Here is a 24,644-nt window from a genome sequence, read left to right as displayed (position 1 = left end):
TCTTCGCGAGCAATCGAGCGTCGACCGGCTGCTCCTACAATCGTACAACCGAGGGTTGTCAGCCGCCGGTAGCGAGGTTCAAACTGCGGCCTTTGTCGCCGGTCGATCCTGGCGCCTTTCTGTTTATAAGCAATCGACGCACATAAGGTGTCGGGCGCATGCGTGATAACCATCAATTCAGGGACCCGGACATGGAACTGGTTGTAAAAAGCGTCAACCCCGAAACGTTGAAGACCGCCACTCTCGTGGTCTCCGTCGGCGAAGGCCGCAAGCTCGGCGCTGTTGCCAAACAACTCGACGAACTGAGCGGCGGCGCGATCAGCGCAGTGCTCAAGCGCGGCGACCTGGCCGGCAAGGTTGGCCAGAGCCTGTTGCTGCAGAGCCTGCCGAACCTCAAGGCCGAGCGCGTGTTGCTGGTGGGTGTGGGCAAGGACGACGAGCTGGGTGACCGCCCGTTCCGCAAAATCATCGCCGGCATCCTCAATACCCTCAAAGGTTTGGGCGGCAACGACGCTGTGCTGGCCCTGGATGAAGTGATCGTCAAAGGCCGCGACAGCTACGGCAAGACCCGCCTGCTGGCCGAAACCCTGGTGGACGGCGAGTACAGCTTCGACCAGTTCAAGAGCCAGAAAGCCGAACCCCGCACCCTGAAGAAAATCACCCTGCTGACCATCAAGGCCGCCCAGGCTGAAGTGCAACGCGCCGTGACCCACGCCACCGCCATCGCCAACGGCATGGCTTTCACCCGCAACCTGGGTAACCTGCCGCCAAACATCTGCCACCCGACCTTCCTCGGTGAGCAGGCGAAAGACTTGGGCAAAGAATTCAAGGACCTGAAAGTCGAAGTCCTCGACGAGAAGAAGATCAAGGCCCTGGGCATGGGTTCGTTCTACGCCGTCGGCCAGGGCAGCGCCCAGCCTCCGCGCCTGATCGTCATGCAATACAACGGCGGCAAGAAATCCGAGAAGCCGTACGCACTGGTCGGCAAGGGCATCACCTTCGACACCGGCGGCATCAGCCTCAAGCCGGGCGCCGGCATGGATGAAATGAAGTACGACATGGGCGGCGCCGCCAGCGTGTTCGGCACCCTGCGTGCCGTGCTCGAGCTGAAGCTGCCGATCAACCTGGTGTGCATCCTGGCCTGCGCCGAGAACATGCCGAGCGGCAACGCCTCGCGCCCTGGCGACATCGTCACCACCATGAGCGGCCAGACCGTGGAAATCCTCAACACCGACGCCGAAGGCCGCCTGGTGCTGTGCGACGCCCTGACCTACTCCGAGCGCTTCAAGCCGCAAGCGGTCATCGACATCGCGACCCTGACCGGTGCGTGCGTGGTCGCCCTGGGCTCCCACACGTCGGGCCTGCTGGGCAACAATGACGAACTGATCGACCAACTGCTGAGCGCCGGCAAGGCCGCCGACGACCGCGCCTGGCAACTGCCGCTGTTCGATGAGTACCAGGAACAGCTGGACAGCCCGTTCGCCGACATCGCCAACATTGGCGGCCCGAAAGCCGGCACCATCACCGCGGCCTGCTTCCTGTCGCGTTTCACCAAGAACCTGAACTGGGCGCACCTGGACATCGCCGGCACGGCCTGGACCAGCGGCGGCAAGGACAAGGGCGCCACTGGCCGTCCGGTTCCCCTGCTGACCCAATACCTGCTGGACCGCGCCAAAGCCTGAAACCGTTGATGGGCAGCGGCGTCACTTTTCGGTGGCGCCGCTTGCCGCTCTGGAACCGCAATGACCAAAGTCGACTTCTATATCCTGCCCAGCGCCGATCCTTCGGCACGCCTGGACTTTGCCTGCAAGCTCACCGAGAAAGCCTGGCGCATGGGCCACCGCATCTACCTGCATTGCAGCGATGCGGCCCAGCGTGACGATCTCAATGCGCGGCTGTGGGCGTTCAAGGGTGAAAGCTTCGTGCCCCACGGCCCTGCCGACAGCGAACCTGACGGCTTGATTGTCCTAGGGTTGGGCGACGACTGCGGTCAGCATCAGGATTTGCTGGTCAATCTCGACCTGAAAGTCCCGGCCTTCGCCAACAGGTTCGCCCGGGTGGCGGAAGTGGTGGTGGAGGATCCGACGATCAGAGCGGCCGCGCGGGAGAGTTTCCGTTTCTACCGCGAACAGGGCTATCCTCTGCAAGATCACCGTTTACAGCGACTCTGAGCCTTCCAATGGACACTCCAAAACCGCTGCAACAGTCCGCGCACCTGCTGGACGACCTTGAGTCGATCCGCCAATTGCTCGGCGATGACAACCTGCAACCGCCCCTGCTGACCGATACGGTCGAGGAAGGTGATCAGGAACAGATTCCGATGTTGTTCGACGCCGTGAGCGAGCCTTCGCCACCCGTCGTACCGACAACCCCTGCCTCCATCGTTGAACCCGTCACCACGGCGACGCCGGCGCCTGCCGCCAGCAAGAACCCGGATGACTTGCTGCACCTGGACAGCGAATTGCGCGCCGCCGCACAGTTGATCATGCAAGACGTGATCGACGATTTCGCCCCGCACATCGAGACCGAAATCAAACGTCGCCTCAGTGCGCGGCTGGAGCGGTTGTTGAGCCAGTACAACGATTGAATAATTGTGGAGAGGGGCTTGCCTGTGGCGAGGGAGCTTGCTCCCGCTGGGCTGCGAAGCGGCCCTGGCTTTTTATCAGCCACACCGAGTTGTTTGAATTGACGACTGCTGCGCAGCCGAACGGGGCGGTGCGGCGGTCCGACAAGCACCCTCGCCACAAAAAGCCCTCTCGCCACACGTTCTCTGATCAGGTGCTGAGATAACGCCCAATCAACGCAATCCCGCTGGCCAGCACCAGCCACGTCACCAGCCGCACGAACGCCTCGCGGGATAACCTCATGGTCAGCCGTCGACCGAACCACAGCCCCAGCACCATCGCCGGCAACAGACAAACCGCCAGCACCAGCAGCGGTAAATCGGCATACACACCGGCGATTGCAAACAGGCTCAGACGCACCACCGTACTGCAACTGATCAGCGCACTCTGTGTAGCCCGCGCCGCCTCCTTGGGCAACCGGCTGTTCAAATAGATCGCATAGAGAAAGCCACCGCTGCCAAACAACGCGCCAAACATTCCGCCCACCGTCCCCATCGGCAGCGCCCACACGGCAGACAGTTGCGTCGGTCGGGTCTTGATCCACAGGCTGTAAATTGCATAGGCGCTGATAAACAGCCCCATCAACAGCAGCAACAGATCGGATTTCAGGTTCAGCAGGAATATCACGCCGAGGGTGCAGCCCACCGCCATGCACGGCAGCAAGCGCAGCAGTTCCGGTTTCGCCACATCACGCCGCGAGGGCAACAGATTGCCGAATGCCGCGACAAAATCGAGCAACACCAGTAACGGCACGATCTTCGACAACGGCATGAACAGAATCAGAATCGGCCCCGCCACCAGCGCGGTGCCGAAACCGGCGATGCCGAACACGATGTAGGCCAGGGCAATGCCCGATGCGATCACCAGCCAGTCCAGCGGGCCGAAGGGCCATTGGTTCAACAGTTCAAACACATTCATCCACATATCTTCCGTGATTACCCGCCGGTGACTCTACCTTTGTGGGAGCGGGCTTGCTCGCGAAAGCGGACTCACATCCCAGATCAATGTGGCTGACACACCGTCTTCGCGAGCAAGCCCGCTCCCACATCAAGCGGTTCCACAAGGGATTTATGTTGAGCCATGGAGATTGCCGGGCAAAAGCCATTAAACTGCGCCCCATGATTAAAGATCCCTTTGCAAGACTCGGCCTGGACCGCGAAGTCCTGACCGTCAGCCAGCTCAACGGCCGCGCGCGGGTGTTGCTCGAAGACGTGTTCAGCAACATCTGGGTCGAAGGCGAAATCTCCAACCTCGCCCGCCCGGCGTCCGGCCACGTGTATTTCACCCTCAAGGACAGCGGCGCCCAGGTGCGTTGCGCGCTGTTCCGGCAGAACGCGGCACGGGTTCGCCAGGCCTTGAAAGACGGCCTGGCGGTCAAGGTCCGTGGCAAGGTCTCGCTGTTCGAGGGACGCGGTGATTACCAGCTGATCCTCGACACCGTGGAGCCGGCCGGCGACGGCGCCTTGCGCCTGGCCTTCGATGCACTCAAGGAAAAGCTCAGCGCCGAAGGCCTGTTCAGTGCCGAGCGCAAGGTGCCGCTGCCGGCGCACCCACAACGCATCGGCATCATCAGTTCGCCCACCGGGGCGGTGATCCGCGACATCATCAGCGTGTTCCGCCGTCGCGCACCGCAGGTGCAGTTGACCCTGATCCCTACCGCCGTACAGGGCCGCGAAGCCACAGCGCAGATTGTCCGCGCCCTGAAACTGGCGGATGCCCGCGGTTTCGACGCACTGATCCTGGCCCGGGGCGGCGGTTCGCTGGAAGACCTCTGGTGCTTCAACGAAGAAGCCGTGGCCCGCGCCGTAGACGCTTGCGTGACGCCGATTGTCAGCGCGGTCGGCCATGAAACCGACGTGTCGATCAGCGACTTCGTGGCCGACGTTCGCGCGCCCACCCCCTCCGCTGCCGCCGAATTGCTGGCACCGGACTCCAGCGACCTGGTGCGTCGGGTCGAAAGCCTGCACCGACGGCTGGTGATGCGCATGCGTGACCGCTTGATGCGCGACCGCCTGCGCCTGGAAGGCATTTCCCGGCGCCTGCGCCATCCCGGCGAGCGCCTGCGCCAGCAAGCGCAACGCCTGGATGACCTGGACATGCGCATGCGCCGCGCGTTCGAGCGCAGCCTCAACACCCGTCGCGAACGCTTGATCCGCCTGGAAACCCGTTTGGCCGCACAACATCCGGGACGGCAACTGGCAATGCTTCGCCAGCGCCTCGACAGCCTGGCCGAACGCCTGCCGCGCGCCATCCGCGAAGGGCTGAAGAACCGTCGGCTGCAGTTGCACAGCCAGATGCAGACGCTGCATGTGGTCAGCCCGCTGGCGACCCTCGGCCGTGGCTACAGCATCTTGCTGGACGAGCGCGGCAACGCGATCCGCAACGCCGCGCAAACCCATACCGGCCAGCGCCTCAAGGCCAAACTGGGCGAAGGTGAACTGCAAGTGCGGGTCGAAGACAATCACCTGACGCCTGTCACCCTTTCTTTACTGGATTGATCCATGCCGCGTTTCTTTGCTCCGTTGCTGTTGCTGCTCCTGACCTTCAACGCCCACGCCGACAGCTACATCACCCGCCAGTTGAACAAACCGGTGCCGGGCGGCGTTGCGGTGGTGGACCTGGGCACGTCCGCCCAGGCGCCAAAAGCCATTTATCAAGGCAAACCGGTGCTGGTGGTCAAGGAACAGAACAACTGGCTGGCCATTGTCGGCCTACCGCTGACGGTCAAGCCGGGGGCTCAATCGGTCAGCAGCGGCGGTCGTAACCTGAACTTTACGGTTGGCAACAAGCAATACCCGGAACAGCGCATCACCCTGAAGAACACCCAACAGGTCAATCCAGACCCGGAAAATCTCAAGCGCATCGAGCGTGAACTGGCCGAGCAGATTACTGCCTACCGCACGTTCAGCCCCAACACCCCGAGCAACCTGCTGCTGGACAAACCGGTGAACGGGCCGCTGTCGAGCAAGTTCGGCGTGCGGCGCTTTTTCAACGGTGAAGAGCGCAACCCCCACGCTGGACTGGACTTCGCCGTGCCGGCCGGCACACCGATCAAGACCCCGGCCTCCGGCAAGGTGATCCTGATCGGCAACTACTTCTTCAATGGCAACACGGTGTTCGTCGACCATGGCCAGGGTTTTATCAGCATGTTCTGCCACATGTCGAAAATCGACGTGAAGGTGGGGCAGCCACTAGCCCGTGGTGACGTAGTCGGCAAAGTCGGTGCGACCGGCCGCGCGACCGGGCCGCACATGCACTGGAACATCAGCCTGAACGATGCGCGGGTTGATCCGGCTATTTTTATCGGCGCGTTTCAACCCTGACCCCTGAATAAGGCCTCTGGCCTGCTCGCGATGGCAATATCACAGACACCGAAAGCAGTCCGGCAGTGTCACCTCATCAATTGCGCACCACTCAAACCTCGCGCAAACAACAAAACAATCACTGCCAATCACAGCAATAAAATCTCGATTTACACCCGCTCACGAGTATTCCTCTCAATTTTTTTCGACTGCTTGCCATCTTCCCCCCCCCAAGGTTAGGGTTGAAGGCATGAAAACCTCTCACACCCTCATTCAACTCCGCCAGCACCGCAGCCTGTGCCTCGTCAGTGCACGACTGCCGGGTTGAATCGTGGTGCCTCGTCCCAAGCGTTAGTCCAAGAACTTTTGATCCACCGGCAGGCCGCCTTTTTTCGGCCCACACAATAAGGATTTCCCGATGAGCATGCTCAAAGACCCGTCTTCGAAATACCGCGCGTTCCCGACCATCGACATTCCGGACCGCACCTGGCCGTCGAAAACCATCACCGCCGCGCCGATCTGGTGCAGTTCCGACCTGCGCGACGGCAACCAGTCGCTGATCGAGCCGATGGACGCCGTCAAGAAGCTGCGCTTCTGGAAAACCCTGGTGCAGGTCGGCGTAAAGGAAATCGAAGCGTCGTTCCCGGCCGCCTCGCAAACCGACTTCGACTTCGTTCGCACCCTGATCGAAGGCAACCACATCCCGGACGACACCACCATCCAGGTGCTTACCCAGGGCCGTGAAGACCTGATCGAGCGCACCTTCGAATCCCTGCGCGGCGCGAAGAAAGCCATCGTTCACCTGTACAACGCGACCTCCCCTTCCTTCCGCCGCATTGTCTTCAACCAGGACAAGGACGGGGTCAAAGCCATCGCCGTGAACGCCGCGAAGCTGTTCGTCAAATACGCGGCCATGCAGCCGGACACCGAGTGGACCTTCGAATACTCGCCAGAAACCTTCAGCGCCACCGAAATGGAGTTCGCCAAGGAAGTCTGCGACGCGGTGATCGAAGTCTGGAACCCGACGCCCGAGCACAAGATGATCCTCAACCTGCCGGCCACGGTGGAATGCGCGACGCCGAACATCTACGCCGACCAGATCGAATGGTTCGGCCGTCACATCAACCGTCGTGACAGCGTGATCATCAGCTTGCACACCCACAACGACCGTGGCACCGGCGTTGCCGCCACCGAACTGGGCCTGATGGCTGGCGCCGACCGTGTCGAAGGCTGCCTGTTCGGCAACGGCGAGCGTACCGGTAACGTCGACCTCGTGACCGTGGCCCTGAACCTCTACACCCAGGGCGTGCATCCTGAGCTGGACTTCTCCGACATCGACGGCGTGCGCAAAGTCGTCGAAGAGTGCAACCAGATCCAGGTGCACCCGCGTCACCCATACGTCGGCGACCTGGTGCATACCGCGTTCTCCGGCTCGCACCAGGATGCGATCCGCAAGGGCTTTGCCCAGCAGAAACCGGACGAGTTGTGGGAAGTGCCATACCTGCCAATCGACCCGGCCGACATCGGCCGTAGCTACGAGGCGGTCATCCGCGTCAACAGCCAGTCGGGCAAGGGCGGCATCGCCTACCTGCTGGAACAGGAATACGGCATCAGCCTGCCGCGTCGCATGCAGATCGAGTTCAGCCAGGTCGTGCAGCGTGAAACCGACCGCCTCGGCCTGGAAATGACCGCCCAGCAGATCCACGCATTGCTGCACAGCGAGTACTTGCAGGCCAACACCCCGTACGCGCTGGTCAGCCATCGCCTGCAGGAAGAAAACGGCCACAGTGCCGTTGAAGTGGAAGTGGCCAGCCAAGGCCAGGGCGAGACCAACCTGCACTGGCGCGGCAAGGGCAACGGCGCCCTGGAGGCCCTGGTGGCCGGCCTGCCGGTACCGGTGGAAATCATGGACTACAACGAGCACGCCATCGGCGCGGGCACCAATGCCAAGGCTGCGGCCTACATTGAACTGCGTGTAAACGGTGAACGTGCGGTGCATGGCGTCGGCATCGACGAAAACATCACCACCGCCAGCTTCAAGGCCCTGTTCAGTGCACTGAACCGTTCGCTGAGCCAGCCGGAAGCGAAAGCGGCGTAAACCATCGCTGAAATGCAAAGGCCCCAAGGTTCGCACCTTGGGGCCTTTTTGTTTGCCTGCCTGTTTTTGTGTTGCCTGTTATGACCCCTTCGCGAGCCTGCTCGCGAAAGCGGTCTGTCAGGCAACAAAAATCTCAGGTGAATTCGAAAGTATCCGCATCCAGATTCGCCGGAAACCGCGTGCGATACGCCGCCAGCTCTGCCGCATCCAGCACCACCTTGAACACCCCGTCAGCCTCTCCGGCACTGAGCAGTGTCTCGCCCTGGAAATCCAGCACCTGGCTGTCACCGGTATAGGCAAAGCCCTTGCCATCAGTCCCGATGCGATTGACCGCCGCCACATAGCACAGGTTCTCGATCGCCCGCGCCGGCAGCAAGCGGTTCCAGTGCTGGCGCCGTGCACCGGGCCAGTTGGCGGTGTACAGCAGCAGATCAGTGTCCTGGGCGTCACGACTCCACACCGGGAAGCGCAGGTCGTAGCAAATCAGCGGTCGCACTCGCCAGCCTTTGAGCTCGAACTGCACCTGGCGTTCGCCGGGGGTGTAGTGGTTATGCTCACCGGCCATGCGGAACAGGTGACGTTTGTCGTAATGCAACACCTCGCCATCCGGGCGTGCCCACAGCAGGCGATTGCGATGACTGCCGTCGGCGGCCTGGACGATGACGCTGCCGGTGATCACCGCATCGAGCCTCAAAGCCTGAGCCCGCAACCATTTGCTGGTGGGGCCGTTTTCCGCTTCGGCGAGGGTCTCGGATTCCATGGAGAACCCGGTGGTGAACATCTCCGGCAGAATGATCAGGTCGGCGCCGCGAGCCTGTTCCAGCAACGGCTCGAAATGCTCGAGGTTGGCCTGGCGGTCGTGCCAGGCCAGGGACGTCTGGATCAGCGCAACGGTCAGTTTCGGCAATGCACTCAGATCACGCATAGTTTTTCCGCTGCTTCACGCAGGGTCTCCTCACGCTTGGCAAAGCACAGCCGCACCAGACGCTGACCGACCGGTGGCGTCTGGTAGAACACCGAGATCGGGATACTGGCCACGCCATGCTCACGAGTCATCCACAGGGCCATCTCGACGTCATTGAGGTCCGGGCGGATCTGCGAGTAATCGACCAACTGGAAATAGGTACCGGTCACCCGGGTGAAACTGAAACGCGACGGCGCCAGCAGATCGCAGAACAGATCGCGCTTGGCCTGATAGAAACCCGGCAGCTCCTCGACGTGCTCAGGATGCTCGGCCATGTAATCGGCCAAGGCATATTGCAGCGGTGTCACGCCGCAAAAGCTGACGTATTGGTGCACCTTGCGCAATTCCGCCGTCAGGGCCGGTGGCGCGACCACGTAGCCGGTTTTCCAGCCGGTGACGTGGTAGGTCTTGCCGAACGAACTGACCACGAAGGCTCGCTGATACAGCTCCTCATGGGCCAGCACGCTGACATGGGGCACACCGTCAAACACCAGATGCTCATAGACTTCGTCGCTGATCACATAGATATCGCGATCACGGATCAAGGCTGCCAGTTGATCCAGTTCGGCACGGCTGATCAACGCGCCACTGGGGTTGTGCGGGGTGTTGAGAATGATCATCCGCGTGCGCGGGCTCAACGCATCGGCGAGCTTCTGGAAGTCGATGCTGAAATCGTCGAGGCCCAGTTGCACATGCACGCAACGACCGCCGGCCAGCTCCACCGAAGGTTCGTAACTGTCGTACGCCGGGTCAAACACGATGACTTCGTCACCGCTGTGGATAACCGCCTGAATGGCACAGAAAATCGCCTGGGTTGCACCCGGCGTGACGGTTACTTCATGGTCGGCATCGACATGGACGCCGTAACTGCGGGCGATCTTTGCCGCAATCTGCTGACGCAAGGCGGGTAGACCGGTCATTGGCGAATATTGGTTATGGCCACTGGCGATGTGCCGACCGACCGCATCGCACAGGGCCTGCGGGGCATCGAAATCGGGGAAGCCCTGGGACAGATTGAGCGCGCCGGTCTGAGCCGCGAGCTGAGACATCTGAGTGAAGATAGTGATGCCGACATTCGGCAGCTTGCTGGTGATCATCGGTGGTTCCCTGCTCTACACCCGGCTCTACGGCGGCGCGGGGGATTCCGAGGATAGCCCAAACGGCAGGCATGAAAAAGGGCGCCATTGGCGCCCCTTCCATCCCACGGGAAAAACCTCAATCAGCGCTTGTCGCGACGCTTCTTGTCGGCCTTCTTGTGGTGCGACATCAAGCGACGCTTCTTGTTGACCTGACGGTCGGTGAGCGTGTTCTTGTTGCCTTCGTACGGGTTCTCGCCACCCTTGAACTCGATGCGGATCGGCGTACCGACCAGCTTCAGCACACGGCGGTACGTGTTTTCCAGGTAACGCACGTAGGACTTCGGCACCTTCTCGATCTGGTTACCGTGGATCACGATGATCGGCGGGTTCGCGCCACCAAGGTGGGCATAACGCAGCTTGATCCGGCGGCTGTTGACCATTGGCGGCTGGTGCTCGCTGACCGCGTCTTCCAGGATCTGGGTCAGGCGGCTGGTCGGCCAGCGGGTAACCGCGGACTTGAACGAGTTCTGTACCGACGCGTAGAGGTTGCCCACGCCGGTACCGTGCAGTGCCGAGATAAAGTGAATATCGGCAAACTCGACGAAGAACAGGCGACGCTGCAACTCGATCTTGACGAAGTCGCGCTCGCTCGGCGTCATGCCGTCCCACTTGTTGATCGCGATGACCAATGCACGACCGGCCTCAAGGGCAAAGCCCAGCAGGTTGAGGTCGTGGTCCACCACGCCTTCGCGGGCGTCCATCACGAAGATCACCACGTTGGCGTCTTTGATCGCTTGCAGGGTTTTGACCACCGAGAACTTTTCGACTTCTTCGTGGATCTTGCCGCGCTTGCGCACACCGGCGGTGTCGATCAGCGTGTACTTCTCGTCGTTACGCTCGAACGGGATGTAGATACTGTCGCGGGTGGTGCCGGGTTGATCATAGACGATTACCCGGTCTTCCCCGAGCATGCGGTTGACCAGGGTCGACTTGCCGACGTTCGGACGGCCGATGATCGCGATCTTGATCCCGTCTTTTTCGCTTGGGCCTGGAATGCGCTTGGCTTCCTCGCCTTCGGCGACGTCTTCTTCCTCGCCTTCTTCCAGCTCGTCGTCGTCTTTCGGGAAGTCACTCAGGGCGATTTCCAGCATCTGGGTGATGCCACGGCCGTGGGCACCGGCGATCGGGATCGCGTGGCCCATGCCCAACGGAGCGAATTCGGCGCGGGCCATTTCAGGGTCGATGTTGTCGACCTTGTTGGCAACCACGTAGGAACGCTTGTTACGTTTGCGCAAATGCTCGGCGATCATCTGGTCGGCGGCGGTGAAACCGGCCTTGGCATCTACCAGGAACAGAACGACATCCGCTTCTTCGATGGCCAGCAGCGACTGCTCGGCCATCTTTTCGTCCATACCGTGCTCGTCACCGGAGATACCGCCGGTGTCGATCAGAATGTAGGAACGCCCTTGCCACTTGGCCTCACCGTACTGGCGATCACGGGTCAGACCGGACAAGTCGCCGACGATGGCGTCACGAGTCCTGGTCAGGCGGTTGAACAAGGTGGACTTGCCGACGTTTGGTCGGCCCACCAGGGCGATTACGGGAACCATGCGGCTCTCCACTTCGTTATTTCAGAAAATACAAAAGCCGCTGCGAGGCAGCGGCTGGTGCTCGGGGCAACGCCTGAAAGCGCTGCAAACCCCGGAAATCCGGAGCCGCCTGGGGTGTTAACCCCAAGCATAGTTCTTACTTGATGGTCAGGGCTTCCAGTTTGCCGCTGTTGCCATACACATAAATCGTCTCACCCATCACCAGCGGACGGGCACGCAGGCCGTCGCTGTCGATGCGCTCGCGGCCGACGAAACGACCGTCCACCTGACTCAGCAGGTGCAGGTAACCTTCCAGGTCACCGACTGCAACGTAGCTGGAGAACACTTCCGGAGCCGACAGTTGACGGCGGGCCAGCGAGTCGTTGCTCCACAGGGCTGTGGTGGAACGCTCGTCGACGCCTTCAACGGTGCCCGAAGACAGGCTCACATAAACGGTACCGAAACCCTGGGCGACACCAGCATAGCTGGAAGCATCACGCTGCCAGAGCTGACGGCCGCTTTGCAGGTCCAGAGCGGCAACGCGCCCCTGATAGCTGGCGACATACAGCGTCTCGCCCGACAGCAGCAAGCCACCGTCGATATCGACCACGCGCTCCAGCTCCGAACGACCTTGCGGGATCGCTACGCGCTGTTCCCACACCGGTACGCCGTTGGAGATGTTCACGGCAACCACTTTACCGGTCGACAGGCCAGCCACCGCGAGGCGGTTGGTCACAATCGGCGCACTGGTGCCACGCAGGGTCAGTACCGCAGGCGTGCTGTCATAGATCCAGCGACGGTTACCGGTGGAGGCATCCAGGCCGATCAGACGATCGTCCTGGGTCTGAACCACCACAACGTCACCGTTGTTGGCTGGCGGTGCCAGTACTTCGCTGGACACGCGAGCGCGCCATTTCTCTTCACCGTTGATCGCGTCCAGGGCAACGATTTCACCCTTGAGCGTACCGATGGTGACCAGACCGTAACCTACGCCAACAGCGCCGGAGACAGGCAGTTCGAGATCTTTCTTCCATTTGACGTCGCCGGTGTTGCGGTCCATCGCCATCAACACGCCAGTAGTGTCGGCGGCATAGATGGTATCGCCATCGATGGCCGGAACCAGCATGTTGTAGGTTTCGCCCTGACCGTCACCGATCGAACGACTCCACTGCTTGTGCAGAACCACTTCTTCCTTGAAGTCGACCAGTTCGGCCGGAGGCAGTTCTTTTTTGCTGTTGCTGCTGCAACCCGCGGCCAACAAGGCCAGAGCCAGCAATGCTGCATGTTTCCAACGAATCACGTCACGCATCCCCTTTGGCCAGGTCGTCCAGCTTGATTTGCAGGCCACCGACCGCCGCTTCATCCGACAGTGCCGCCTTGGCTTTTTGATACGCCGCGCTCGCCTCGTCGGTACGACCCAACTGCACCAGCAGGTCGCCCTTGAGCTCTTCACGAGTGGCCAGGAATGCCTTGTCGGCATCGCCGTCGAGAAGCTTCAGTGCTTCATCGGCCTTGTTCTGCGCGCCGAGTACCTGGGCCAGACGCTGACGGGCGATTTCGCCCAGCGCCGGGTTGGCCGGTTTGCCGACAATGGCTTTGAGCTCGCTGGCCGCGTCGTCCAGCTTGCCGCTGTCGACCGCAACCTTGGCCACGAACAGGCTGCCGTACTGCGCGTAGGCGCTGCCGCCGAACTCGCTGTTGAGCTTGCCGGCCAGGTCCGAAACACGGGCCGCATCAGGCTTGCCGTCAGGCGTCAGCGTGGTTTCGAGCAATTGCTGATAGAGAATCGAGGCGCCTTGCGACTGATTGCTCTGATATTTGTGGAACGCCTGCCAGCCGAACACGATGACCAGCGCCAACAGGCCACCAGTGACCAGGGGCTTACCGTTGCGTGACCACCATTCCTTCAATTCCGCCACATGTTCGTCTTCGGTACTCGACACCCCAATACTCCTTAATCGCTAATTCGGCTGTTTAGACAGCTTCAACCCTGCACGACGCAGGTGGCCAGGTGAGCGGCAAGCGCATCCCAGGCAATGCTTTGTTGTTCGCCCTGGCCACGCAGGGGTTTGAAACCTACCACTTGCTGGGCCATTTCGTCGTCACCGAGGATCAGCGCATACAGTGCACCGCTCTTGTCGGCCTTCTTGAACTGGCTTTTGAAACTGCCGGCGCCGGCATTCACTTGCAGGCGCAGGTTGGGCAACTGATCACGAACACGCTCCGCCAGGGTCAGGCCAGCCAGCTCGGCGGCTTCACCGAAGGCGCAGAGGTAGACATCGACCTGACGGGAGATCTCTTGCGGGATCTGCTCCAGGGTTTCCAGCAGCAGGACCAGGCGTTCGATGCCCATGGCAAAACCAACGCCGGCGGTCGACTTACCGCCCATCTGCTCCACCAGACCGTCGTAACGGCCACCGGCACACACGGTGCCCTGGGCGCCGAGTTTGTCGGTGACCCATTCGAAAACGGTCTTGCTGTAGTAATCCAGCCCGCGAACCAGCTTCGGGTTGATCACGTAAGGAATGCCGGCAGCGTCCAGGCGAGCCTTGAGGCCCTCGAAGTGCACGCGGGATTCTTCGTCGAGGTAGTCGGCCATTTTCGGCGCATCAACCAGAATCGCCTGTGTCTCGGCGTTCTTGGTGTCCAGGACGCGCAACGGGTTGGTCTTCAGGCGGCGCTGGCTGTCTTCGTCCAGCTTGTCCAGGTGTTGCGACAAGAACTCGACCAGTGCTTCGCGATAACGCCCACGGGATTCGCTGGTGCCCAGGCTGTTGAGCTCGAGTTTGACCGCATCGCGGATGCCCAGTTCGCCCCACAGGCGCCAGGTCAGCACGATCAGCTCGGCGTCGATGTCCGGACCGTCGAGGTTGAACACTTCCACACCGATCTGGTGGAACTGGCGATAACGGCCTTTCTGCGGACGCTCGTGACGGAACATCGGCCCGATGTACCAGAGTTTCTGAACCTGGCCGCCGCCGGTGATGCCGTGTTCCAGCACCGCGCGCACACAGGCCGCCGTGCCTTCAGGGCGTAGGGTCAGGGAGTCGCCGTTACGATCGTCGAAGGTGTACATCTCTTTTTCGACGATGTCGGTCACTTCACCGATGGAACGCTTGAACAGTTCGGTGAACTCGACGATCGGCATGCGGATCTGCTTGTAACCGTAGTTATCCAGCAGGCGCGAAACAGTGCCTTCGAAATGACGCCACAGAGGGGTCTGCTCGGGCAGGATGTCGTTCATGCCACGAATGGCTTGCAGAGACTTGCTCACTTAAATTCCTTAATTCGTTCGGCTCTTTTTAGCCAGGCTTAGCCGCGCGCAATAACGGCAGCATCAGCTTCGACCTTTTCGGCCGCTTTCTGGCGGATCAAGCGTTCAAGCTCATCCACCAGATTGTCATTCGTCAGCTTCTGCGACGGCTTGCCGTCGATGTAAATCAGGTTCGGCGTGCCGCCGGTCAAGCCGATATGGGCTTCCTTGGCTTCGCCCGGACCGTTGACCACGCAACCGATCACCGCGACATCCAGCGGCACCAGCAAATCTTCGAGACGCCCTTCCAGCTCGTTCATGGTCTTGACCACATCGAAGTTCTGCCGCGAGCAACTCGGGCAGGCGATGAAGTTGATGCCACGGGAACGCAGGTGCAGGGATTTGAGAATGTCGTAGCCGACTTTCACTTCCTCGACCGGGTCGGCCGCCAACGAGATGCGGATAGTATCGCCAATCCCTTCGGCGAGCAGCATACCGAGGCCCACGGCAGATTTCACCGTGCCGGAACGCAAACCACCGGCTTCAGTGATGCCCAGGTGCAGCGGCTGGACGATTTCCTTGGCCAGCAAGCGGTAGGCTTCGACGGCCATGAACACATCGGACGCTTTCACGCTGACCTTGAAGTCCTGGAAGTTCAGGCGCTCAAGGTGCTCGACGTGGCGCAAGGCAGACTCGACCAGCGCAGCCGGGGTCGGCTCGCCATATTTCTTTTGCAGGTCTTTTTCCAGGGAACCGGCGTTCACGCCGATACGGATCGGGATCCCGCGGTCACGGGCGGCATCCACCACCGCACGCACGCGGTCTTCGCGGCCGATGTTGCCCGGGTTGATCCGCAGGCAATCGACACCCAGTTCGGCTACACGCAAAGCGATCCGGTAGTCGAAGTGAATGTCGGCAACCAGGGGCACCTTGACCAGCTGCTTGATCTTGCCGAAGGCTTCGGCAGCGTCCATGTCCGGTACGGAGACCCGCACGATATCGACGCCGGCCGCCTCCAGGCGATTGATTTGCGCGACAGTGGCCGCGACATCGTTGGTGTCGCTGTTGGTCATGCTCTGCACAGCGATAGGCGCATCGCCGCCAACAGGCACGTTACCGACCCAGATCTTGCGAGATTCGCGACGTTTGATTGGAGATTCGCCGTGCATGACTTATTGACCCAATTTCAGGCGAGCAGTCTCGCCACTGGTGAACGGAGCGACATCAACCGGCTGGCCGTTGTAGCTGACCTGAGCACCGCGGGCAAAGCCCAGGCGCACGGTAAACGGTGGTTTGCCATTGACTGCCAGGCTGTCGCCTTTGCGTTTGAGACCGCTGAACAGCACCTTGCCGCTACCGTCGGTCACTTGTGTCCAGCAATCGGAGGTGAACTGCACCTTGACCTGGCCTTGACCGGCCGCTGGCGCAGGAGCCGGAGCGCTCGGGGCTACCGGTGCAGTCACCACCGGGGCCGGGACGGCCGGAGCTGTCGGGGTCACCGGCGTTGCGACAACAGGCGCGATAGTGCGGGCCGGTGCGGCTGGTGTGGTCGGCGATGTCGGGGCGGCTGGTGCAGTCGCCTGAGCCTGCTCTGGTGCTTCAGCCGGAGCGTCGGCCTGTGGCAGCGCGAGGGCGGTTCCGCCTTCGGTCTGACCTTCCACGACGGCCTGGTCTTCCGGCTCGTCCAGCGGGTGAATCTGTGTCGTACCGTCGGCGCCTTCGACTTCTACGTGCTCTGGTGCCAGACCGATCAGGTCCTTGGTGCGCATCGAGGTCTGATCCTGCCACCAGACGAAACCGCCACCGATCACCGCGACCAGCAACAGCAGGCTGACGATTCGCAAAATGGTGTGGGAAACCCGAACCGGCTCTTCAATACGGCCCAGGCTGTGAACATTGCTGCCCTGGGAGTCGGTACCGGTGGATTGATCGAATTGCTGGACCAGGACGGCCTGGTCCATGCCGAGCAACTTGGCATAGGCACGAATGTAACCGCGGGCAAAAGTATGCCCGGGCAGCTTGTCGAAAGCGCCGGCTTCCAGATTGCTCAAGGAAGTGGTGGTGAGGTTGAGCTTGAGGGCCACTTCGGCCAGCGACCAGCCATTGCTTTCGCGGGCCTGGCGCAAAGTCTCACCGGGGTTTACGCGATTCGCTGCTACAACTTCGGGATGCGCCGCTTTCATCATTGCTCCGACAGGTATTGCTGATATTCCGGCGTACCGGGATAGAGTCTTTTTAGTTGCAGGCCGGCACTTGCGGCCTTGTCGCGGTCGTCAAACACTTTTGCCAACCGAACGCCGAGCAACAGACTACGTGCATTTTGTTCGGAGAGCTGGCTAAAACGGTCGTAATAGTCACGCGCGGGCACATAATGCCTGTCTTCGTAAGACAACTCAGCCATTTCCAGCAATGCACGAGGTTGTTGGCGGTTCAGGCGCAGGGCTTTTTCCAGTTGCTGCAGGGCCAGATCGCGTTGGCCGAGCATTGCAGCGGTCATGCCCAGGTTCTCGAACACCCGCGAACGCTCAGGATACAGGGTATCGGCAGCGGCTTGTTCAAAGCGCTCGTAGGCTTCCTTGTAACGTTTCTGCTCGAACAGAAAACTGCCGTAGTTATTGAGGATTCGTGCATCGGCGGGACGCGAAGCCAGCGCCTTGAGAAAATGCTCGTCGGCAAGTGTAGGTTCCATCTCGGCCTGGAACACCAGCCCCAGCGCCGCGTTGGCATCAGGGTCGGAGCCATCCAGATCCAACGCTTTCTTCAACGGAACCTTGGCGCGCTCGGTCATGCCTTGTTGCAAATACCCGATACCGAGTTGCACATAGGCCTCACGCGCTTCATCACGGCCCTTGCTGGTCTTCATCGGGTTGTAATCGCCCGAAAGCACGCAGCCAGCACACAGGCTGGCCAACAGCAAAAGCAGCGCAAAGCGCAGGGACATAGAGTTCCTCTCTTGGTTATTTCGCGGCGTCTTGCGCTACATCGTTGTCGGCGTTCAGTTCACGCACGGCGATATAACGTTCGCTGCGACGGGTGCGATCCAGCACCTGCCCTACCAATTGACCACATGCGGCGTCGATGTCTTCACCACGGGTGGTGCGGACGGTGACATTGAAACCTGCATGGTGAAGCTGATCCTGAAAACGACGAATCGCATTATTGCTCGGACGCTCGTAACCGGAATGCGGGAACGGGTTGAACGGGATCAGGTTGATCTTGCACGGGATGTTCTTGAGCAGCTCGATCATTTCCACCGCGTGCTCGACCTTGTCATTGATGTCTTTGAGCAAGGTGTACTCGATGGTCAGCACGCGCTTTTCGCCGAGATTCGACATATAGCGCTGGCACGACTCGAGCAGCATCTTAAGCGGATACTTCTTGTTGATCGGCACCAATTGGTTACGCAATGCGTCATTCGGTGCGTGCAGGGACAACGCCAGGGAGACGTCGATGTGCTTGGAGAGCTCATCGATCATCGGCACCACACCGGAGGTCGACAGGGTCACACGGCGCTTGGAAATGCCGTAGCCCAGGTCGTCCATCATCAAATGCATGGCCGCGACGACGTTGTCGAAGTTCAGCAGCGGCTCACCCATGCCCATCATCACCACGTTGGTGATGGCACGGTCGACGGTTGCCGGGACGCTGCCAAAGGATTTGTTGGCAATCCACACCTGGCCGATGACTTCGGCGGCGGTGAGGTTGCTATTGAAGCCTTGCTTGCCGGTGGAGCAGAAACTGCAATCCAGGGCACAGCCTGCCTGGGACGAAACGCACAAGGTGCCGCGCTTGCCCTGGGGAATGTACACGGTCTCGACGCAGCTGCCGGACGCCACGCGCACCACCCACTTGCGGGTGCCGTCGCTGGAGATGTCCTCGCTGACCACTTCCGGACCACGGACCTCAGCAACAGCCTTGAGCTTTTCGCGCAAGGCCTTGCTGACGTTCGTCATGGCATCGAAATCATCGACACCAAAGTGGTGAATCCATTTCATTACCTGACCGGCACGGAAACGCTTCTCCCCGATTGAGTCGAAGAATTTTTCCATTTCCAGCTGAGTCAGACCCAGCAGGTTAGTTTTTACAGTCGATGTAGTCATGGATTCACCTTCACTCTTAAGCCAATGCTTAGCGAGTGGTTACTTCAGTAGCTGCGAAGAAGTACGAGATTTCGCGAGCGGCAGCGGCTTCGGAGTCCGAACCGTGTACGGCGTTGGCGTCGATGGAGTCAGCGAAGTCAGCACGGATGGTGCCGGCAGCAGCTTCTTTAGGGTTGGTAGCACCCATCAGCTCACGGTTCAAAGCGATAGCGTTTTCGCCTTCCAGAACCTGAACGACAACCGGACCGGAGATCATGAAAGCAACCAGGTCGTTGAAGAAACCACGAGCGCTGTGCTCAGCGTAGAAGCCTTCAGCTTCGGCTTTGGACAGTTGCTTCAGTTTCGAAGCTACAACGCGCAGGCCAGCTTTTTCGAAACGAGTGGTGATCTCGCCGATAACGTTTTTTGCAACGGCGTCAGGCTTGATGATGGAGAAAGTACGTTGAACAGCCATGGTGTAACTCCAGAAACGGTAATTTACGAAAAATTAAACCCGCGAATTATACGCGGGTTCTCGGGTATTGCCTAACCTGCGGCGTGGCTCAGTGGCGTTCTTCGATCCAGTGGGCCTGAATGGCCTCCAGGATCTTTTCGCCACAATGCTCAGGCATATCGTCGAAATCGGGCAGTTCCATCACCCATTTACGCAGATCGACGAAATTGACCGACATAGGGTCCACTTCGGGCTTGCTTTCAGCCAGCTGGATCGCGATCTCCAGCACATCAGTCCACTTGAGTTTCATGACAATTCCTTGAATCAGTGCGCTGCTTCGGCTGCGTGGTTGAGCGAGTACTTCGGAATTTCGACGGTCAGGTCTTCGGTACCGACCTTGGCCTGACAACCCAGGCGCGATTGAGCTTCCAGCCCCCAAGCCTTGTCAAGATAGTCCTCTTCCAGCTCGTCAGCCTCTTCCAGCGAGTCGAAACCCTCGCGAATGATGCAGTGGCAGGTGGTGCAGGCGCAGACGCCGCCACAGGCACTTTCCATCTCGATATGGTGCTCATGGGCCAGCTCGAGGATGGACGTACCGGTCTCAGCCTCCACAACCATGCCTTCGGGGCAAAACTTCTCGTGTGGCAGAAAAATGACCTGCGGCATCGTTATTCCTCAATCTCATTCAGGTTGCGCCCCGCCAGCGCGGCTTTCACCGTCGAGTCCAGGCGGCGGGCAGCAAAGGCGTCGGTCACTTGCGACAGACGCTTGGTCTGCTGCTCGATGGCGTAACCATCGGTACCTTTCATCAGTTCGGTCAGTTCCTGCACCTGCATGTCGATGACCAGGCGCTCTTCGGCGTCGAGCAAACGCTCGCCATCAGCCTCCAGAGCAGCCTGCACCGCTTCGATCAGGCGCTGAGCGTCGACCTGCTGCTCACGCAGTACGCGAGCAACCTTGTCGTCATTGGCGTGCTGGAACGAGTCCTTGAGCATCCTGGCGATTTCGCCGTCGGTCAGGCCGTAGGACGGCTTGACCTGAATGCTCGCCTCAACGCCCGAACCCAGTTCCCGGGCGGAAACGCTGAGCAGACCGTCGGCATCGACCTGGAAGGTCACGCGAATCTTCGCCGCGCCAGCCACCATCGCCGGAATGCCGCGCAGCTCGAAGCGCGCCAGGGAGCGGCAGTCGCTGATCAGCTCGCGCTCGCCCTGCAATACGTGGATGGCCATGGCCGACTGGCCGTCTTTGTAAGTGGTGAAGTCCTGGGCGCGGGCGACGGGGATGGTGGTGTTACGCGGAATCACCTTCTCCATCAGGCCGCCCATGGTTTCCAGCCCCAGGGACAGCGGGATCACGTCCAGCAGCAACAGTTCGCCGCCATCACGCTTGTTACCGGCCAAGGTATCGGCCTGGATCGCGGCACCGATGGCTACCACTTGATCCGGGTCGATTTCAGTCAGCGGCTGGCGACCGAAGGCTTCGGCGACGGCGTCACGAACGCGAGGAACGCGAGTCGAACCACCAACCATGACCACGGCATGCACGTCTTCCAGCTCGATACCGGAATCACGCACCGCACGGCGGCAGGCTTTCAGGCTGCGAGCGACCATCGGCTCGATCAGCGCATTGAAGGCTTCGCGGGTCAGCTCGGCTTTCCAGTTGCCATGGGCCACTTCAACGGCCGCAGCATTGGTCAGGGCTTCCTTGGCCACACAGGCGGTTTGCAGCAAGTTGCGTTGCGCACCCGGATCGAGATCGGCGGACAGGCCAGCGCTCTCGATGATCCAGCCAGCGATCGCATGGTCGAAGTCATCGCCACCCAGGGCGCTGTCGCCGCCGGTAGCTAGGACTTCGAAAACACCGCCAGTCAGGCGCAGAATCGAAATATCGAAGGTGCCGCCGCCCAGGTCATAAATGGCGACCAGGCCTTCGGCGTGCTGGTCCAGACCGTAAGCCACCGCCGCCGCGGTCGGCTCATTGAGCAAACGCAGCACGTTGAGGCCGGCCAGCTTGGCCGCATCCTTGGTGGCTTGACGCTGAGCGTCGTCGAAATAGGCCGGAACGGTGATCACCGCGCCCACCAGCTCACCGCCCAAGGTCGCTTCAGCGCGTTGACGCAGGACCTTGAGGATATCAGCAGAGACTTCGACCGGGCTTTTCGGGCCCTGGATCGTCTCGATGAACGGCATGTGCGACTCGCCATCGACAAAGCGGTACGGCAGTTGCTCGCCTAATTGCTTGACGTCGGACAGACCACGACCCATCAAGCGCTTGACCGACAGCACGGTGTTCAACGGATCGGTAGCGGCGGCCAGTTTGGCGGATTCGCCCACCTCGACGCGATCGGCGTGGTAGCGCACGGCAGACGGCAGGATGACCCGCCCTTCTGCGTCGGCAAGTGGCTCGGAAAGACCACTGCGCAATGCAGCGACCAGCGAATTGGTAGTGCCCAAGTCGATCCCCACAGCCAGACGACGCTGGTGCGGTTGAGGACTTTGGCCGGGTTCGGCGATCTGCAGTAGGGCCATCGTTATCAGGACTTATCTGTATATCAGGCGTGCGACCGGAGCGGCACTGGGTTAATCGTCGAGGCGCTCTTCTAACTGGCGCACTTCGTAAGTGAGCTTGTCGAGGAACTGCATGCGCCGCATCAGGCGTTCGGCCCGTTCACGTTGCGCGGCATCATTCCAGCAAGCTGCGAAGCTTTGGTTCAGTTCATCCTGGGCTGCCTTCAGGCGACGCTTGAAGACGGCAACGCCGTTGAGGTCGGCGCTGTCCTGCAGGTCTTCGAGCTCTTCGCGCAACTCCATCTGTTGCAGCAGGAACTCCGGATCATGCACCGTGACTTCCAGCGGCAGCTCGCCACCATTCAAGGCGAGCAGGTAGCGCGCGCGCTTGGGCGGACTCTTGAGCGTCTGGTAGGCCTCGTTGAGGCTCGCCGATTGCTCCAGGGCCAACCGTTGTTCGCGTTCGGAAGCGTCGGCAAAGCGGTCCGGATGAACGCCGCGCGCCAGCTCGCGATAGCGCGTAGCCAGCTGATCGAGGTCCAGGTTAAAACTCGGTTGCAGCTCGAATAAAGCGAAATGACAAGGAGTACCCACGACAAGCCTCAGATGTTGAAGCTTTCGCCGCAGCCACATTCACCGCGTACGTTGGGGTTGTTGAACTTGAAGCCTTCGTTCAACCCTTCCTTGACGAAATCGAGCTCGGTGCCGTCCAGGTAGGCCAGGCTCTTCGGGTCGATGATCACTTTTTCGCCGTGACTTTCGAACACCTGATCCTCTGCAACCACCTCGTCGACAAACTCCAGCACGTAGGCAAGGCCGGAACAGCCCGTGGTGCGAACACCCAGACGAATCCCTTCACCTTTGCCGCGCCCGTCGAGGGAGCGCCGCACGTGTCGAGCAGCCGCTTCTGTCATGCTGATAGCCATCGGTGACTCCTTACTCGTCGCCAAAACTCGAAAATCAGATCAAGCCTTTCTTCTGCTTGTAATCGCGAACAGCCGCCTTGATGGCGTCTTCAGCAAGTACCGAGCAGTGGATTTTCACTGGCGGCAGGGCCAGTTCTTCAGCCAGCTGAGTGTTCTTGATGGTTTCTGCTTCGTCCAGGGTCTTGCCCTTCATCCACTCGGTGGCGAGGGAGCTGGAAGCGATAGCCGAACCGCAGCCGTAGGTTTTGAACTTGGCATCTTCGATGATGCCGGCGTCGTTGACCTTGATCTGCAGGCGCATCACGTCGCCGCACGCCGGAGCGCCGACCATGCCGGTGCCGACATCAGGATCTTCCGCGTCCATCTTGCCGACGTTGCGCGGGTTTTCGTAGTGGTCGATGACCTTTTCGCTGTAAGACATGATTCTCAATCCTCACTCATCAGGGCCGCTCTTGAGGCCCTGCAGTTACGCTGCGTCTATTGCCGCGTTGCTACAGGACCTGTATCCGGCGGCTTCTATAGTTAGTGTGCCGCCCACTCGATCTTCGAGATATCGACACCGTCTTTGTACATGTCCCACAGCGGCGACAGAGCACGCAGCTTGATAACGGCCTCACAGACTTTCTGCGCGGCGTAGTCGATTTCTTCTTCGGTGGTGAAGCGGCCGAAGGTGAAACGGATCGAACTGTGGGCCAGTTCGTCGTTGCGGCCCAGGGCGCGCAGCACGTACGAAGGCTCAAGTGACGCCGAGGTGCAGGCCGAACCGGACGAAACTGCCAGATCCTTGAGCGCCATGATCAGCGACTCGCCTTCAACGTAGTTGAAGCTCAGGTTCAGGTTGTGCGGAACGCGGGCGGTCAGGCTGCCGTTGACGTACAGCTCTTCCAGGTGCTCGACCTGCTTGAAGAAACGGTCGCTCAGGGCCTTGATGCGCGCGTTCTCGGCAGCCATATCTTCCTTGGCCACGCGGAAGGCTTCACCCATGCCGACGATCTGGTGGGTCGCCAGGGTGCCGGAACGCATGCCGCGCTCGTGGCCGCCACCGTGCATGGTCGCCTCGATACGTACGCGCGGTTTGCGGCTTACGTACAGGGCGCCGATGCCTTTAGGACCGTAGGTCTTGTGGGCGGAGAACGACATCATGTCGACTTTCAGCTTCGAAAGGTCAATCTCGACCTTGCCAGTGGACTGAGCGGCGTCGACGTGGAACAGGATGCCCTTGGAACGGAGCAGTTCGCCGATCGCCGCGATGTCGTTGATGGTGCCGATTTCGTTGTTCACGTGCATGACCGAAACCAGGATGGTGTCGTCGCGCAGTTCGGCTTCGATCATCTCTGGGGTCACCAGGCCATCGGTGCGAGGCTCGATGTAGGTCACTTCGAAACCTTCACGCTCCAGTTGGCGCATGGTGTCGAGGACTGCCTTGTGCTCGATCTTGGTGGTGATCAGGTGCTTGCCCTTGGTGGCATAGAAATGCGCCGCACCCTTGATTGCCAGGTTGTCGGATTCGGTGGCACCGGAGGTCCAGACGATTTCACGCGGGTCGGCGTTGACCAGGTCAGCGACCTGACGACGGGCGTTTTCGACGGACTCTTCGGCTTTCCAGCCGAACACGTGGGAACGGGACGCCGGGTTACCGAAGTTTCCGTCGACCAGCAGGCATTCACTCATTTTTTGCGCAACACGCGGATCAACCGGGGTGGTCGCAGAGTAATCAAGGTAAATCGGCAATTTCATGGACTATCTCCTAAATCAGGCTGGCTGGC

Annotated in this window: 25 protein-coding genes; 6 read left to right on the top strand and 19 right to left on the bottom strand. The window is 60.5% G+C overall.

Annotation, left to right across the window (positions count from 1 at the left end; genetic code table 11):
* Nucleotides 1-191 precede the first annotated feature (191 nt).
* Genes KGA85_RS01585 through KGA85_RS01575 form a run of 3 tightly spaced genes read left to right on the top strand, consistent with a single transcriptional unit; the run spans nucleotide 192 to nucleotide 2,587 of the window.
* Nucleotides 192-1,682, top strand: a complete 1,491-nt coding sequence (locus KGA85_RS01585) for a leucyl aminopeptidase (RefSeq protein WP_223458955.1) — start codon at nucleotides 192-194, stop codon at nucleotides 1,680-1,682.
* 60 nt (nucleotides 1,683-1,742) lie between these two features.
* Nucleotides 1,743-2,171, top strand: a complete 429-nt coding sequence (locus KGA85_RS01580; protein ID WP_223458618.1) for a DNA polymerase III subunit chi — start codon at nucleotides 1,743-1,745, stop codon at nucleotides 2,169-2,171.
* A gap of 8 nt (nucleotides 2,172-2,179) precedes the next feature.
* Nucleotides 2,180-2,587, top strand: coding sequence for a DNA polymerase III subunit chi (locus KGA85_RS01575; RefSeq protein ID WP_223458616.1), 408 nt, complete (start codon nucleotides 2,180-2,182; stop codon nucleotides 2,585-2,587).
* A gap of 187 nt (nucleotides 2,588-2,774) precedes the next feature.
* On the opposite strand, the gene KGA85_RS01570 is transcribed toward KGA85_RS01575, so the two are convergent.
* Entirely contained in the window at nucleotides 2,775-3,542 is a 768-nt protein-coding gene (locus tag KGA85_RS01570; RefSeq protein WP_223458614.1) for a sulfite exporter TauE/SafE family protein, read from the bottom strand.
* Between the two features lie 200 nt (nucleotides 3,543-3,742).
* Here KGA85_RS01570 and xseA point away from each other — a divergent pair, with 200 nt between their 5' ends.
* The 3 genes from xseA to leuA all read left to right on the top strand — a co-directional run bounded on the left by xseA (nucleotide 3,743) and on the right by leuA (nucleotide 8,024).
* On the top strand, nucleotides 3,743-5,122 hold the full coding sequence (gene xseA, locus KGA85_RS01565; RefSeq protein ID WP_008053235.1) for an exodeoxyribonuclease VII large subunit: 1,380 nt from the start codon (nucleotides 3,743-3,745) through the stop codon (nucleotides 5,120-5,122).
* Between the two features lie 3 nt (nucleotides 5,123-5,125).
* A complete protein-coding gene (locus KGA85_RS01560; RefSeq protein WP_223458612.1) occupies nucleotides 5,126-5,947 on the top strand; it encodes a peptidoglycan DD-metalloendopeptidase family protein in 822 nt (273 codons plus the stop codon).
* A gap of 397 nt (nucleotides 5,948-6,344) precedes the next feature.
* Nucleotides 6,345-8,024, top strand: a complete 1,680-nt coding sequence (leuA, locus tag KGA85_RS01555) for a 2-isopropylmalate synthase (RefSeq protein ID WP_223458610.1) — start codon at nucleotides 6,345-6,347, stop codon at nucleotides 8,022-8,024.
* Between the two features lie 133 nt (nucleotides 8,025-8,157).
* On the opposite strand, the gene KGA85_RS01550 is transcribed toward leuA, so the two are convergent.
* The 18 genes from KGA85_RS01550 to KGA85_RS01465 all read right to left on the bottom strand — a co-directional run bounded on the left by KGA85_RS01550 (nucleotide 8,158) and on the right by KGA85_RS01465 (nucleotide 24,615).
* Entirely contained in the window at nucleotides 8,158-8,949 is a 792-nt protein-coding gene (locus KGA85_RS01550) for an amidohydrolase (RefSeq protein ID WP_223458608.1), read from the bottom strand.
* On the bottom strand, nucleotides 8,937-10,085 hold the full coding sequence (locus KGA85_RS01545) for a pyridoxal phosphate-dependent aminotransferase (protein ID WP_223458606.1): 1,149 nt from the start codon (nucleotides 10,083-10,085) through the stop codon (nucleotides 8,937-8,939). The genes KGA85_RS01550 and KGA85_RS01545 overlap by 13 nt, the downstream gene beginning before the upstream one ends.
* A 122-nt stretch (nucleotides 10,086-10,207) precedes the next feature.
* Nucleotides 10,208-11,677: a ribosome biogenesis GTPase Der gene (gene der / locus KGA85_RS01540; protein WP_046040936.1), complete on the bottom strand. Its 1,470-nt coding sequence runs from the start codon at nucleotides 11,675-11,677 to the stop codon at nucleotides 10,208-10,210.
* Between the two features lie 136 nt (nucleotides 11,678-11,813).
* Nucleotides 11,814-12,965: an outer membrane protein assembly factor BamB gene (gene bamB / locus KGA85_RS01535; protein WP_223458604.1), complete on the bottom strand. Its 1,152-nt coding sequence runs from the start codon at nucleotides 12,963-12,965 to the stop codon at nucleotides 11,814-11,816.
* Nucleotides 12,958-13,599, bottom strand: a complete 642-nt coding sequence (locus KGA85_RS01530; RefSeq protein WP_223458603.1) for a YfgM family protein — start codon at nucleotides 13,597-13,599, stop codon at nucleotides 12,958-12,960. The genes bamB and KGA85_RS01530 overlap by 8 nt, the downstream gene beginning before the upstream one ends.
* A gap of 41 nt (nucleotides 13,600-13,640) precedes the next feature.
* Nucleotides 13,641-14,930, bottom strand: a complete 1,290-nt coding sequence (gene hisS / locus KGA85_RS01525; RefSeq protein WP_223458601.1) for a histidine--tRNA ligase — start codon at nucleotides 14,928-14,930, stop codon at nucleotides 13,641-13,643.
* 38 nt (nucleotides 14,931-14,968) lie between these two features.
* The gene (ispG, locus tag KGA85_RS01520; protein ID WP_003185136.1) at nucleotides 14,969-16,078 is read right to left on the bottom strand and encodes a flavodoxin-dependent (E)-4-hydroxy-3-methylbut-2-enyl-diphosphate synthase; all 1,110 of its coding nucleotides are present in this window, start codon (nucleotides 16,076-16,078) and stop codon (nucleotides 14,969-14,971) included.
* A 3-nt stretch (nucleotides 16,079-16,081) separates the two neighbouring features.
* Nucleotides 16,082-17,092: a helix-turn-helix domain-containing protein gene (locus KGA85_RS01515; RefSeq protein ID WP_223458599.1), complete on the bottom strand. Its 1,011-nt coding sequence runs from the start codon at nucleotides 17,090-17,092 to the stop codon at nucleotides 16,082-16,084.
* Entirely contained in the window at nucleotides 17,092-17,850 is a 759-nt protein-coding gene (pilW, locus tag KGA85_RS01510; protein ID WP_223458597.1) for a type IV pilus biogenesis/stability protein PilW, read from the bottom strand. The genes KGA85_RS01515 and pilW overlap by 1 nt, the downstream gene beginning before the upstream one ends.
* Nucleotides 17,851-17,866: 16 nt before the next feature.
* Nucleotides 17,867-19,009, bottom strand: coding sequence for a 23S rRNA (adenine(2503)-C(2))-methyltransferase RlmN (rlmN, locus tag KGA85_RS01505; protein WP_057716300.1), 1,143 nt, complete (start codon nucleotides 19,007-19,009; stop codon nucleotides 17,867-17,869).
* Nucleotides 19,010-19,037: 28 nt separating this feature from the next.
* The gene (ndk, locus tag KGA85_RS01500; RefSeq protein WP_007903599.1) at nucleotides 19,038-19,463 is read right to left on the bottom strand and encodes a nucleoside-diphosphate kinase; all 426 of its coding nucleotides are present in this window, start codon (nucleotides 19,461-19,463) and stop codon (nucleotides 19,038-19,040) included.
* Nucleotides 19,464-19,551: 88 nt separating this feature from the next.
* A complete protein-coding gene (iscX, locus tag KGA85_RS01495; RefSeq protein ID WP_223458596.1) occupies nucleotides 19,552-19,752 on the bottom strand; it encodes a Fe-S cluster assembly protein IscX in 201 nt (66 codons plus the stop codon).
* 14 nt (nucleotides 19,753-19,766) lie between these two features.
* Complete coding sequence (fdx, locus tag KGA85_RS01490) at nucleotides 19,767-20,108, bottom strand: ISC system 2Fe-2S type ferredoxin (protein WP_007982752.1); 342 nt, start codon at nucleotides 20,106-20,108, stop codon at nucleotides 19,767-19,769.
* Nucleotides 20,109-20,110: 2 nt separating this feature from the next.
* The gene (gene hscA, locus KGA85_RS01485) at nucleotides 20,111-21,973 is read right to left on the bottom strand and encodes a Fe-S protein assembly chaperone HscA (protein ID WP_223458594.1); all 1,863 of its coding nucleotides are present in this window, start codon (nucleotides 21,971-21,973) and stop codon (nucleotides 20,111-20,113) included.
* A 51-nt stretch (nucleotides 21,974-22,024) separates the two neighbouring features.
* A complete protein-coding gene (gene hscB / locus KGA85_RS01480; RefSeq protein ID WP_007982749.1) occupies nucleotides 22,025-22,546 on the bottom strand; it encodes a co-chaperone HscB in 522 nt (173 codons plus the stop codon).
* An 8-nt stretch (nucleotides 22,547-22,554) separates the two neighbouring features.
* Nucleotides 22,555-22,878: an iron-sulfur cluster assembly protein IscA gene (iscA, locus tag KGA85_RS01475; protein WP_003227904.1), complete on the bottom strand. Its 324-nt coding sequence runs from the start codon at nucleotides 22,876-22,878 to the stop codon at nucleotides 22,555-22,557.
* A gap of 34 nt (nucleotides 22,879-22,912) precedes the next feature.
* Nucleotides 22,913-23,299: a Fe-S cluster assembly scaffold IscU gene (gene iscU, locus KGA85_RS01470; protein WP_007982746.1), complete on the bottom strand. Its 387-nt coding sequence runs from the start codon at nucleotides 23,297-23,299 to the stop codon at nucleotides 22,913-22,915.
* A gap of 101 nt (nucleotides 23,300-23,400) precedes the next feature.
* On the bottom strand, nucleotides 23,401-24,615 hold the full coding sequence (locus KGA85_RS01465; protein WP_223458592.1) for an IscS subfamily cysteine desulfurase: 1,215 nt from the start codon (nucleotides 24,613-24,615) through the stop codon (nucleotides 23,401-23,403).
* Between the last annotated feature and the right edge of the window lie 29 nt (nucleotides 24,616-24,644).

It is taken from the genome of Pseudomonas sp. GL-B-12 (assembly GCF_019955895.1).
Lineage (GTDB): Bacteria > Pseudomonadota > Gammaproteobacteria > Pseudomonadales > Pseudomonadaceae > Aquipseudomonas.
Note: the sequence above shows the minus strand (reverse complement) of the source record. Positions and strands in the feature narration are given on the sequence as shown.

Bases quoted from the DNA above. Each gene is read 5' to 3' on its own strand.
- KGA85_RS01550 (WP_223458608.1), bottom strand. From the start codon at position 8,949: ATGCGTGATCTGAGTGCATTGCCGAAACTGACCGTTGCGCTGATCCAG.
- rlmN (WP_057716300.1), bottom strand. From the start codon at position 19,009: ATGACTACATCGACTGTAAAAACTAACCTGCTGGGTCTGACTCAGCTG.
- KGA85_RS01515 (WP_223458599.1), bottom strand. From the start codon at position 17,092: ATGAAAGCGGCGCATCCCGAAGTTGTAGCAGCGAATCGCGTAAACCCC.
- iscU (WP_007982746.1), bottom strand. From the start codon at position 23,299: ATGTCTTACAGCGAAAAGGTCATCGACCACTACGAAAACCCGCGCAAC.
- ispG (WP_003185136.1), bottom strand. From the start codon at position 16,078: ATGCACGGCGAATCTCCAATCAAACGTCGCGAATCTCGCAAGATCTGG.
- iscX (WP_223458596.1), bottom strand. From the start codon at position 19,752: ATGAAACTCAAGTGGACTGATGTGCTGGAGATCGCGATCCAGCTGGCT.
- iscA (WP_003227904.1), bottom strand. From the start codon at position 22,878: ATGGCTATCAGCATGACAGAAGCGGCTGCTCGACACGTGCGGCGCTCC.
- KGA85_RS01545 (WP_223458606.1), bottom strand. From the start codon at position 10,085: ATGATCACCAGCAAGCTGCCGAATGTCGGCATCACTATCTTCACTCAG.
- hscA (WP_223458594.1), bottom strand. From the start codon at position 21,973: ATGGCCCTACTGCAGATCGCCGAACCCGGCCAAAGTCCTCAACCGCAC.
- fdx (WP_007982752.1), bottom strand. From the start codon at position 20,108: ATGCCGCAGGTCATTTTTCTGCCACACGAGAAGTTTTGCCCCGAAGGC.
- xseA (WP_008053235.1), top strand. From the start codon at position 3,743: ATGATTAAAGATCCCTTTGCAAGACTCGGCCTGGACCGCGAAGTCCTG.
- ndk (WP_007903599.1), bottom strand. From the start codon at position 19,463: ATGGCTGTTCAACGTACTTTCTCCATCATCAAGCCTGACGCCGTTGCA.
- KGA85_RS01580 (WP_223458618.1), top strand. From the start codon at position 1,743: ATGACCAAAGTCGACTTCTATATCCTGCCCAGCGCCGATCCTTCGGCA.
- bamB (WP_223458604.1), bottom strand. From the start codon at position 12,965: ATGCGTGACGTGATTCGTTGGAAACATGCAGCATTGCTGGCTCTGGCC.
- der (WP_046040936.1), bottom strand. From the start codon at position 11,677: ATGGTTCCCGTAATCGCCCTGGTGGGCCGACCAAACGTCGGCAAGTCC.
- KGA85_RS01570 (WP_223458614.1), bottom strand. From the start codon at position 3,542: ATGAATGTGTTTGAACTGTTGAACCAATGGCCCTTCGGCCCGCTGGAC.
- KGA85_RS01585 (WP_223458955.1), top strand. From the start codon at position 192: ATGGAACTGGTTGTAAAAAGCGTCAACCCCGAAACGTTGAAGACCGCC.
- KGA85_RS01560 (WP_223458612.1), top strand. From the start codon at position 5,126: ATGCCGCGTTTCTTTGCTCCGTTGCTGTTGCTGCTCCTGACCTTCAAC.
- leuA (WP_223458610.1), top strand. From the start codon at position 6,345: ATGAGCATGCTCAAAGACCCGTCTTCGAAATACCGCGCGTTCCCGACC.
- KGA85_RS01575 (WP_223458616.1), top strand. From the start codon at position 2,180: ATGGACACTCCAAAACCGCTGCAACAGTCCGCGCACCTGCTGGACGAC.
- pilW (WP_223458597.1), bottom strand. From the start codon at position 17,850: ATGTCCCTGCGCTTTGCGCTGCTTTTGCTGTTGGCCAGCCTGTGTGCT.
- KGA85_RS01465 (WP_223458592.1), bottom strand. From the start codon at position 24,615: ATGAAATTGCCGATTTACCTTGATTACTCTGCGACCACCCCGGTTGAT.